Consider the following 7,985-nt stretch of genomic DNA (forward strand, 5'->3'; position numbering starts at 1 on the left):
CGGGAGAGACGCACCGATGATGAAGTCTCCGGCTTCATCACTTGTAAGCCCATCCTCATTATTGATTCAGCGTTTTTGTAATTTTGTCAGAAGAAGTTACGAAAAGAGTGTAATTTATTGGAAATGAGCGTTGGTTAATCGCTCTTGATAGTAATAGGTTACGATTTAGTTAGTTATCTACTGCATTATCCTTCTGCGCGTTGCGTAACCTTCAAAGAACTCTTCGTATGCAAAAGTAGCTATTTAATCCGAGATTTTGATATAAACTCCCAGATTTTTATCCCCTCATTCATAAGATTTTTCCGTAAAAGCGGTATTATCCGTCGGCACACCATTGCCCAAAACGAGTTTGGAACAAACGTGTGCCAACTACCGCATAGCCGGAGAAAAGGGCATTGCCTCACGCCTAAACGATGTTTAGACAGATGAAGCAATGCCCCTTTCTTTTGCGCCTATGCCAAGAGGTGCTTTTACGGGTTTTCAGATGATTTTTTTTTTTCGCTGTCCCTTTTGCCGGAAGCGGAAAGTGAATGCAGAGTGTGTCCGCCTGCCCCATGAATGAAACAGGTAGCCACACACAGCGGGCAATCCGGGAAGAATGATTGTTGTCGCCCGGCTGGACAAGTCCTGTCGGATCGGAAAACAATCATACTTCCTTTGTAGTGGTTTGCCCTTTTCACGCTTCCGGTGATGTCTTTTTCCTTTTGGTGATTCCTTTTTTACGGATTTTTCCCTGAAGTTTTTTCTACCCAATCAGCCTCTGTTTTCGTTTACCTCCATTTTTGCGCCTTTCAGTGAGCCGCATCAGGCAGTCATTTCCGTTCTGGGCGCAAAGGTAATTCCGGGATTGGACGGGAAAGCAAGGTCAAGCCTCCTGTTTTCGGTAAAAATCTCCAGCCCTGCGGGTAGTATTTTGACCGAAAAACCTTGCATTCCCTAATCCCTACCTTTTCAAGCACCCGAAACGAAAACGACCGATGCGACAGAAAGACGCATAAAAAAAATGTCGGATAAACGAGAGGCAGATAAGATAGTTTGAAACTCAACTCCCTCAGCTCTTGAATCCGCATAAAAAACAAAAAAATCAAAAACAGCGAAGATATGACAGCAACGGCAAATTTCAGACAAGTGGCGCAATACATCGGGTTGGCGATATGCGGCTTGATGATGCGCACCGCCTTCGGGGTGTTCGGCATCCTTTGGGGCATCATCAGAGAGATTGTAAACGGAGTGTTCCGAGTGGCGATAGGTGTAATCGTGGCTATCCTTTTCACCATTGCCTTCTTCGGCTTCATCCTTTGGTTATTCACCCTTTAACCCTTACCGACATGGCAAAGAGAAACTGCAAGACGGTAGCGCAGCAGTGCAAATATTACGAGGTGGACAACATCTTCGTGTATATGGTGGAAACGTACATCAACGGCAATTTTAGCACTTTCCGAAGATTGTACCACGAACTGAACAAGGACGCACGGAGGGACTTCATGGACTTCCTTCTCAGCGAGGTAGAGCCGACCTATTGGAGAGAGATACTTAAACAGACAATCTAAAAACGACAGCGATATGAAAGGAACAGACCATTTCAAAAGAACGATACAAATGTATCTGGAACAGCGGGCGGAGGAAGATACGCTCTTTGCGAAGAAGTACCGCAACCCTGCCAAAAACATAGACGAGTGTGTGACCCACATTCTGAACTATGTGCAGAAAAGCGGTTGCAGCGGCTTCACGGACGGAGAGATATTCGGGCAAGTCATCCACTACTATGAGGAAAACGAGATAGAGGTGGGCAAACCTATGAACTGCCAAGTGGTGGTGAACCATGTTGTGGAACTCACGGAAGAGGAAAAGGCGGAGGCACGTCAGAATGCAGTCCGCAGATACCAAGAGGAGGAACTCCGCAAGTTGCAGAACCGCAACAGACCGTCAGCGAGAAAAGAAACCCACCCCCAACCCTCATTATTTGATTTAGGCTTATGAAACCGAAGACCAAGATACAGAAAGAGGTGGCAAGACTTTCAGCCAACCTCCGCCCCATATCAACGACACAAATTGAATGGGCATACCGCCACTGCATTGAACATATAGGCTACCGCACCAAGAAAGGGAACATCACCTGCTCCGACTGCGGTCACGAGTGGCACAGCGACAGCGTACTGTGCGACACCCTTGAAGGTTGCACCTGCCCCAAATGCCATGCCGAACTCAAAGTGCAGGACACACGCAAACGTATCTACAAGGAAACGCAGTATTTCAGCGTGATAACCACCTGCAAAGGCTATCAGGTAATCCGTGTGGCGCAGGTCAGATGCGAGAGCAGGAAAGGCGAGCCGATGCACTTCTATTGCCACGAGGTTGTGCAGCGTTGGATTTCACCCGACGGTAAGGTTACGGACATGGCGTTGCTCCGTGGCTTCACATTCTGTTACTGCGATGTATGGGCATTGTGCAGCGCGATGGAGATAAGACCGCACAACAGCCTATACGATGATGTTGTGGCAAGAAGCTGTGCATATCCCAAAATGAGGGTATTACCCCAACTCAGACGCAACGGCTTCAAGGGCGATTTCCACGGCATTTCCCCCGTGCGTCTTTTCAAAGCCTTGCTTTCAGACCCAAGAATTGAAACCCTTATGAAAGGCGGTGAGATTGAGGTTATGAAACACTTTCTTTTCAATGCCCGTACTGCCGATGAATGCTGGGCATCATATCTGATTGCCAAGCGTCACAAGTATCTGATAGACAACTTCTCCATGTGGTGCGACTATCTGCGTATGCTCAACAAACTCGGTCAAGACCTCCGCAACCCGAAGAACATCTGCCCCGAAGATTTCATGGCGGCACACGACAACGCAACCCGAAAGATTGAAACCATACACGAGAAGGAACGAGCCGAGCAACGCCGCCGCTGGGAGATTGAAAGGCGTGAGCGTGAGCAACAGCGGCAACTGCAAAGGGAAAAAGATGCGGAGGATTTCATCGCCAACAAATCCAAATTCTTCGGATTGGTAATCACGGACGAGGAAATAATCATCAAGGTGCTTGAAAGTATAGACGAGTATTACAGCGAGGGCAAGGCACAGAACATCTGCGTGTTCGGCAGTGAATACTACAAGAAAGCCGACACCCTCATACTCTCGGCAAGGATTGGCGGTGAGATAATTGAAACCGTAGAGGTGGATTTGCGGACACTCAAGGTGGTGCAGTGCCACGGCAAGTACAACCAAGACACCGAATACCACGAGCGCATCATAGACCTTGTGAATAAGAACGCCAACCTTATCCGTGAGCGGATGAAAGTGGCATAGCATCAACCCTAAAACAACATTGATATGGAAGTAAGAATTGAAAGCATGATTTGTGTGTGGGACGATAAAATCCCTGCATTGTTCCTTGAATTTGTAAACCTCCTCACTCTCACAACGAGTGAGGGGGAATTGAGAAAGAGCGTAAAGGAGTTTGCCGAGAAGCACGAACTTGACAAGTTCTTCCTTTACGGCTTCGGCTCACACCATTTCTACCTGCACCAACGCTACACGAGCAACCCCGAAATGGTGATGAAGAACAGAGTTCTGTCAGTACATTTTTAACCATCTAAAAAGCAACATTATGGCAACACGAATGACCATCAACGGAGTAAGTACCTGCACGGAAGCAGGTACGGAGAAATACGAGCGTTTCCAATCGGGTATCGGCAGACGCAGGCGGACACTTGTGCAATACGACTACCGCCACACGGACGGAGAATTGTTCGCTTGTGTAAAAACCACATTGGACGAGTGCCGAACCGCAAGGGACAAGTGGCTGAACGCAAAGCAGGGAAAGGAGGGCAACCGATGAACACGACCTATCAAACGCTGATAGTCAAATTCAGCGAACCTATCACGGCATTGGACGGTATCTTTGACGATGCCCAAGCGTGGGGAACTGACACCCTCAAAGGGTGGATAGATGATTACGAAAGCACACGTTTCACCGCCACCGACAGCCATACGGCAGTCATCACGAGCGAGTATAATATGGAATGTGTGAAAGAGTGGCTGCAACGGCAGACACCCATTGCCGAGATGCGAGAATTTTGAACAAGTTGGCGGTGCGGACACCGCCAACACTTAAAACCCTAAAAACAACGGTTAATGATAGCACAGACGATATTACAGCAGATAGGCGGAAGAAGATTTACCGCCATGACGGGTAGCCGTGATTTCATCGACATGGGCAACGGCTTACGGATGAGCCTTACACGGAACAAGACAAGTGCCAACCGCCTTGACATCATCTATGATGCGGGGGCAGACCTCTACAATATGCGGTTCTACCGCAGGACATTCAGCAAAAAGACTTTCGAGTGCAAGGAAAAGTACATTGCCGTACACGAGGGCATCTATTTTGATATGCTGGAAGAAATATTCACGATGGTGACGGGACTTTACACACGCTTTTGAGTTGCGGCGGCGAGAGCCGCCCTACTTTCTTTCGGTGAGCATGATGGCGGATAAAGAAAGTAGCAAAGAAACCTCTGTGCCAATCTGCGATATTATTCACAAAAACAAGTTTTTATTATGGAAACAATCAGGCAGGACGGAAAAATCATCTTGCACGGCAACGACGGCATAAGCATAAAGATGATTTTCAAAAACCTTACGGGAAAGAATTTTCAAGGTAGGGAGTATGCGGACTATATCCGTCACATCGCAATCGGGAGCATGGGATTTACACCCGGAAGCATCGAATTTTGCAGGGATGGTGACGTGATAGATACGGGTACAATCCCGAATGTATGAAAAGCGGAAAATCCGATGAAGTTGGCGGCTTCATCGGATTTTCATTTACAGTCACGGGATATACAGCAGTGCAAACTCCGCCTTTCTCCGTTTGAGCAGCATGGCGTGGCGTTTTCCTTTGTAGTTGCAGAAGGCTACATACTCCCGGTAGATGTTCCTGTCGCCAGCCTCCAGCTTCTTTATCAAGGTGCTTTTAGGGATTGTCTTGCTACCCAAAAGCCGGTATGGACCCACGTTGTAAGCAAGCGTGGCAAGTAAAAGACTATCCTTCCCGAACTGCCGGAACATCGCGCAGAACTTCCGCAGGTCTTTCCGCAGGAGCGCGTCCGCCTGCCGCTTCGTCATGGTTCGTGCCGAGTACCTTTCGCCCGGCAAAATCTTGTGACCCCAACCCACGTATGGGTGGTGCTTTTCCGAGTGCCATCCCTCAAAATACTTCGTGCATCGTACCGCCCTCTCGAATAGAGACAGCCGGTAGATTGCCGCCTGCCCGTCCGTTCCCTCTTGGCGGCTGATCTGTGCGGACACAAAACAGACCGTCAGAAGCGAACAGAGCATTGTCATGAATACACGCATCATTTTAGCAAGGGGCTGAAGTTGCCGATGGGAACGATGGTCAAACCGTCATCCTTTGCATTCCGGTTGTTGAAGTCAAATTCCAACTCGAAAGAGTTGCCGAAGTTGTCCTCCACCACCACAATAAAGTTGTGCGCCTCTTCGCCCTCCGCCGTGTAGTACAGGCGGAACTTTTCGTTCTCCAGCAGGTAGCGGTCGTTAGGCAGGAAGGTGATGCCGTTATCCATTTTCAACTTTCCTTCTCCCTCAAACTGAAAATAGCGGATGGTGTAAAGCGTGTTAGCGAAGTCGCCCTCCTTTTTCAGCTCACAGCGGATTTCCACCGTCTGCCCCTTCGTCACCTTGTTCGGCACGGGCATGACCTCCACCGTGAAGGGATAGGACTGCTGGATGTCCATGTCGTCATCGCACGACACGATGGTGAATGACACAGCGGCTATCAGGCATAACGCCACCACCTTAAAGATATTTGTTCTCTTGTTTCTGTTGTTCAGTATGTTCATTTTTCTTCGATTTTTAGATGGTTGTTTTTCTGTTTTTTCGTTGTCTGTTGCAGATACTCGTTCAAGTCCTTGCAACCGCCATAGAGGGAGGAACGGTCGGCGACATGCGCCCCATACCGTTTGGCAAGAGCGTCAAGCGTCCGCCGTCCGGCTTCGTCACGGTCAAGGAAGCATCCGATGCGCCCGTAGCCGTCCAGCAATCCCGCCGCCTTCTCCACGTTGGCGACAGAGTTCAGTACAAGGCAGTCAGCGTTACCGGTTACGCCAAGCGTCACGGCGGAGAGAAAGTCCATGAAGCCCTCAAACACGAGGCACTCGTCAGCCGGGATTTCCTTCGTCCTTGCCAAAGACACATCTTTTGGCGGGATGCACCCCTTGAAATATCGGCTTCGGACTTCATATCCACCTGCCATATTCAGGAAACCGACAGCGAAATACCGTTTTCCACGCACACTGTAGTTCAGGCGGCAACAGTGGCGGGATGCTACTCCGATTGGTATGCCTCGTTCCTCTAAATACTCCGTCAGCGGTGAACGAAACAGCGGAGCGACCTCCACATCCTCAAAGACAGGTTCGGTCGGCTTCGGGAGATAGGCGGGCTTTTCCCATCCGGCAACCGTCATATTGGCGGCTTCCGCTATGAACTTCGCTTGCTTCATGAAGTCATCGCTTTGCAGAAACTCCCCGGCAAGCGTGAAGATGTCACCGCCCTTGCCCAAACCGAAGTCGTACCAAAGCTGTTTCGCCACGTTCACACGGAAAGAGGGGGTGCGCTCGCCCCTGTACGGGGCGATATACCACAGCTCGTTACCGCTCCTTCTGACAGGCTCATGCCCCAACCGTGCGAGAAAATCCGCAAGCGGCATCCTTCTGATAGCATCTATTTCCGTCCGTTCCATGCCCGTGTCAGTTGATGATGAACTTGACGCCGACCCCGAACTGCGTGTGGAACTTCCGCGTGTCGCCACCCCACAGGCAACGCTCACGCAGGTTGGCAAGCAGGGCGATACGGTCTGTCACGTAGCACTCCACATCGAGCGTCAGCGCACCGCCGTAGATGAAGGCGTCCCGGTCGTGCAGCGTGGAGCCGTCATGCAGCACCTTATTCCCCCAATTCACCGATTCATATCCGGCGAGAGCCGAAGCCCCGGCATAGACGAACACGATTTTTCGGGCGTCCGACAGTATCTTGAAGTAATATCCGCCCTCCGCCGTGAACTGCGCCACGGGTATCTTGGTATCCTTGTAGGGATTGTTTTTCAGGAGGTATTCGCCACCGAACACCCACTTGTTCCCCCTCTTCGTGTAAGTGGAGAGAGCCGCCCCGAAACTGTACCCGCCGTCCTTGCCGCCGGGATTGAAGCCGTCCGCCATGTCCGCCCTCACCTCGATGCCCTGCATCTTCGGCAGACACCGCTGGGCGTGCGCCTGCCCTGTAAAAAGGGCAAGCGACGCGATGATTATTGCGATGTACTTTCTCATGGTCAGCGCACTTGAAGTTCGTTGATGGTACCCGCACGTACCAAATCCTCGTTCTCAATCACGAAGGACTGGTGACGGCCGCCGTTCTTCTCGTTCAGCTCCACCACGAGGCACTTGTCATCGGGGATGGTGAACTTCGCCATCGTGAAGACCGTGCGCTCGCTCTTTTTGCCCGGCACGAGGGTGGCGTAGTTCTGCGCGCGGAGCGGCAGGATGATCTGCTCCTGCACGGCGGTACGCTTCGCCACCTTCTTGTCCACGATTTTCCAAGTGATGTAGTCCACATCGAAAGGCACGTTGCTCTGGTTCTTTATCTCCGTGTGGAAATAGAGCAATCCGTTGTGCGTGTAGATGCCTTTGAGAAGATACTGGATGCCGAAACGCTTGCAGCCGATATGCTTCACCTCGCGCTTGTTCTGTTTGTGGATGGACTTCATGATAAGTCGCACCAGCATCGGGCTTTCGCTGCCCAGCTCTTTCAGATAGATTTCCTGTGCGTTATTCGGGCGGTTCACCGTGCTGCCGTCATGGATGAAGTCGCACATCTCCACATTGAGCAACAGCGGTTCGGCGGCGTACTTCACGTGTAGGCTCGGCAGGAAGCGCCTTGCCGCCTTTCGGCGGTAGGTTTCCTCCAGCC

At 50.7% G+C, this 7,985-nt stretch carries 14 protein-coding genes; 9 read left to right on the forward strand and 5 right to left on the reverse strand.

What is annotated here, in order from left to right:
- Positions 1-1,101 precede the first annotated feature (1,101 nt).
- From JHU38_RS11885 to JHU38_RS11925, 9 genes are all read left to right on the forward strand, one after another.
- The gene (locus JHU38_RS11885) at positions 1,102-1,317 is read left to right on the forward strand and encodes a hypothetical protein (RefSeq protein ID WP_008126037.1); all 216 of its coding nucleotides are present in this window, start codon (positions 1,102-1,104) and stop codon (positions 1,315-1,317) included.
- Between the two features lie 11 nt (positions 1,318-1,328).
- Entirely contained in the window at positions 1,329-1,550 is a 222-nt protein-coding gene (locus JHU38_RS11890) for a hypothetical protein (RefSeq protein ID WP_004371749.1), read from the forward strand.
- A 13-nt stretch (positions 1,551-1,563) separates the two neighbouring features.
- Positions 1,564-1,980: a PcfK-like family protein gene (locus tag JHU38_RS11895; RefSeq protein ID WP_004371748.1), complete on the forward strand. Its 417-nt coding sequence runs from the start codon at positions 1,564-1,566 to the stop codon at positions 1,978-1,980.
- Positions 1,977-3,308, forward strand: a complete 1,332-nt coding sequence (locus JHU38_RS11900; protein ID WP_028900990.1) for a PcfJ domain-containing protein — start codon at positions 1,977-1,979, stop codon at positions 3,306-3,308. Before JHU38_RS11895 ends, JHU38_RS11900 begins: the two co-directional genes overlap by 4 nt.
- 24 nt (positions 3,309-3,332) lie before the next feature.
- Positions 3,333-3,590, forward strand: a complete 258-nt coding sequence (locus tag JHU38_RS11905) for a hypothetical protein (RefSeq protein WP_004371745.1) — start codon at positions 3,333-3,335, stop codon at positions 3,588-3,590.
- Positions 3,591-3,609: 19 nt separating this feature from the next.
- Entirely contained in the window at positions 3,610-3,840 is a 231-nt protein-coding gene (locus JHU38_RS11910) for a DUF3873 domain-containing protein (RefSeq protein ID WP_004293898.1), read from the forward strand.
- Complete coding sequence (locus tag JHU38_RS11915) at positions 3,837-4,082, forward strand: DUF6956 domain-containing protein (protein ID WP_008126028.1); 246 nt, start codon at positions 3,837-3,839, stop codon at positions 4,080-4,082. The genes JHU38_RS11910 and JHU38_RS11915 overlap by 4 nt, the downstream gene beginning before the upstream one ends.
- A gap of 54 nt (positions 4,083-4,136) precedes the next feature.
- Positions 4,137-4,445, forward strand: coding sequence for a hypothetical protein (locus JHU38_RS11920; protein ID WP_004371741.1), 309 nt, complete (start codon positions 4,137-4,139; stop codon positions 4,443-4,445).
- Between the two features lie 117 nt (positions 4,446-4,562).
- On the forward strand, positions 4,563-4,784 hold the full coding sequence (locus tag JHU38_RS11925; protein WP_004371739.1) for a DUF7688 family protein: 222 nt from the start codon (positions 4,563-4,565) through the stop codon (positions 4,782-4,784).
- A 51-nt stretch (positions 4,785-4,835) separates the two neighbouring features.
- On the opposite strand, the gene JHU38_RS11930 is transcribed toward JHU38_RS11925, so the two are convergent.
- From JHU38_RS11930 to traN, 5 genes are all read right to left on the reverse strand, one after another.
- Entirely contained in the window at positions 4,836-5,363 is a 528-nt protein-coding gene (locus JHU38_RS11930) for a glycoside hydrolase family protein (protein WP_004371737.1), read from the reverse strand.
- A complete protein-coding gene (locus JHU38_RS11935; protein ID WP_004371735.1) occupies positions 5,360-5,863 on the reverse strand; it encodes a DUF3872 domain-containing protein in 504 nt (167 codons plus the stop codon). Before JHU38_RS11935 ends, JHU38_RS11930 begins: the two co-directional genes overlap by 4 nt.
- Positions 5,860-6,762 (reverse strand): toprim domain-containing protein, encoded by a 903-nt coding sequence (locus JHU38_RS11940; protein ID WP_004371733.1) that lies wholly within the window; start codon positions 6,760-6,762, stop codon positions 5,860-5,862. Before JHU38_RS11940 ends, JHU38_RS11935 begins: the two co-directional genes overlap by 4 nt.
- Before the next feature lie 7 nt (positions 6,763-6,769).
- The gene (locus tag JHU38_RS11945; protein WP_004371731.1) at positions 6,770-7,345 is read right to left on the reverse strand and encodes a conjugal transfer protein TraO; all 576 of its coding nucleotides are present in this window, start codon (positions 7,343-7,345) and stop codon (positions 6,770-6,772) included.
- Positions 7,346-7,347: 2 nt separating this feature from the next.
- Positions 7,348-7,985 (reverse strand): conjugative transposon protein TraN (traN, locus tag JHU38_RS11950; RefSeq protein ID WP_207859396.1); only part of this gene is annotated, 638 nt, incomplete at its 5' end.

It is taken from the genome of Prevotella illustrans (assembly GCF_017426725.1).
Taxonomy (GTDB): Bacteria; Bacteroidota; Bacteroidia; order Bacteroidales; family Bacteroidaceae; genus Prevotella; species Prevotella illustrans.

Coding starts and splice junctions, on each gene's coding strand:
- JHU38_RS11885 (WP_008126037.1), top strand. CDS start 1,102: ATGACAGCAACGGCAAATTTCAGACAAGTGGCGCAATACATCGGGTTG.
- JHU38_RS11890 (WP_004371749.1), top strand. CDS start 1,329: ATGGCAAAGAGAAACTGCAAGACGGTAGCGCAGCAGTGCAAATATTAC.
- JHU38_RS11895 (WP_004371748.1), top strand. CDS start 1,564: ATGAAAGGAACAGACCATTTCAAAAGAACGATACAAATGTATCTGGAA.
- JHU38_RS11900 (WP_028900990.1), top strand. CDS start 1,977: ATGAAACCGAAGACCAAGATACAGAAAGAGGTGGCAAGACTTTCAGCC.
- JHU38_RS11905 (WP_004371745.1), top strand. CDS start 3,333: ATGGAAGTAAGAATTGAAAGCATGATTTGTGTGTGGGACGATAAAATC.
- JHU38_RS11910 (WP_004293898.1), top strand. CDS start 3,610: ATGGCAACACGAATGACCATCAACGGAGTAAGTACCTGCACGGAAGCA.
- JHU38_RS11915 (WP_008126028.1), top strand. CDS start 3,837: ATGAACACGACCTATCAAACGCTGATAGTCAAATTCAGCGAACCTATC.
- JHU38_RS11920 (WP_004371741.1), top strand. CDS start 4,137: ATGATAGCACAGACGATATTACAGCAGATAGGCGGAAGAAGATTTACC.
- JHU38_RS11925 (WP_004371739.1), top strand. CDS start 4,563: ATGGAAACAATCAGGCAGGACGGAAAAATCATCTTGCACGGCAACGAC.
- JHU38_RS11930 (WP_004371737.1), bottom strand. CDS start 5,363: ATGATGCGTGTATTCATGACAATGCTCTGTTCGCTTCTGACGGTCTGT.
- JHU38_RS11935 (WP_004371735.1), bottom strand. CDS start 5,863: ATGAACATACTGAACAACAGAAACAAGAGAACAAATATCTTTAAGGTG.
- JHU38_RS11940 (WP_004371733.1), bottom strand. CDS start 6,762: ATGGAACGGACGGAAATAGATGCTATCAGAAGGATGCCGCTTGCGGAT.
- JHU38_RS11945 (WP_004371731.1), bottom strand. CDS start 7,345: ATGAGAAAGTACATCGCAATAATCATCGCGTCGCTTGCCCTTTTTACA.